Source organism: Micromonospora solifontis (assembly GCF_003725545.1).
GTDB lineage: Bacteria > Actinomycetota > Actinomycetes > Mycobacteriales > Micromonosporaceae > Micromonospora > Micromonospora solifontis.
In genome coordinates this window covers 1-932 of record NZ_RJLN01000200.1, presented here as the reverse complement: position 1 = coordinate 932, position 932 = coordinate 1, and the positions used below count along the sequence as shown (strand labels likewise).

Sequence of the window (932 nt, the reverse complement as noted above, 5' to 3'; positions counted from 1 at the left end):
AAAACCATGGCCCCTGGCGGGGCCACCCACAGGTGGGTGAAACTCGGTCGGCGGTGTCGCTCGCCGTCGCCGGTTGTGCTTGGTGCCCTCGCGGTGCCTGAAAGCCAGAATGGTGTGGGAGCCCGTCCCTGGTATCCCAGGTTGTCGCCCCCTGTGCACGTGTCTCAGTGTCATGAGTCTATGACGGGCTCTGCGAGCGGCGCCGTCCGTGGCGGGTTGTTCGGGACGGGAGGCGGGTCGTTTGGACGTGTTGTACACGCATGTCGCGGGGATCGATGTGCATAAGAAGCAGGTCACGGTGACGGCGCGGATACCGGATCCGCGGCGGCCGGTGGCGCGTATGGAGAAGACCCGTACGTTCCGCACGTTCTACGCGGATCTCCTCGTCATGGCGTCCTGGCTGGTCGAGTTGGGGGTGACGCGGGTGGCGATGGAGTCGACCGGCCCCTATTGGTGGCCGGTGTACGCGGCGCTACGGGAGGCCGGCGGGCCGGACCTGACGATCGATGTGGTCAACGCGGCGCACGTCAAAGCGGTCCCGGGCCGTAAGACCGATGTCAAGGACGCGCAGTGGTTGGCGAGGTTGTTGGAGGTCGGCCTGCTACGAGGTAGTTTCCTGCCACCGGAGGACATCCGCGAGATCCGGGACCTGACCCGGTATCAGACGAAGCTGACCGAGGAACGCTCCCGGGAGAAGCAGCGGCTGCTCAAGGTTCTCGAAGCGGCCGGGATCAAGCTGGACGTGGTCGCGTCGGACACCTTCGGCGTCTCCGGCCGGGCGATGCTGGACGCCCTCGTTGCCGGCGAGCGTGACCCGCACGTCCTCGCCGGGCTGGCCCGCGGGGTGCTACGGAACAAGACCGACGACCTGCGGCTGGCCCTGGCCGGACGGTTCACCACCCACCACGGCCAGATGATCGGGTTCCACCTAG

At 67.2% G+C, this 932-nt stretch carries 1 protein-coding gene; it reads left to right on the top strand.

The genetic code is table 11. The features are described from left to right. Positions 1-208: 208 nt before the first annotated feature. The coding region (locus EFE23_RS27850) for an IS110 family transposase (protein ID WP_309226389.1) at positions 209-932 on the top strand (724 nt) is incomplete at its 3' end.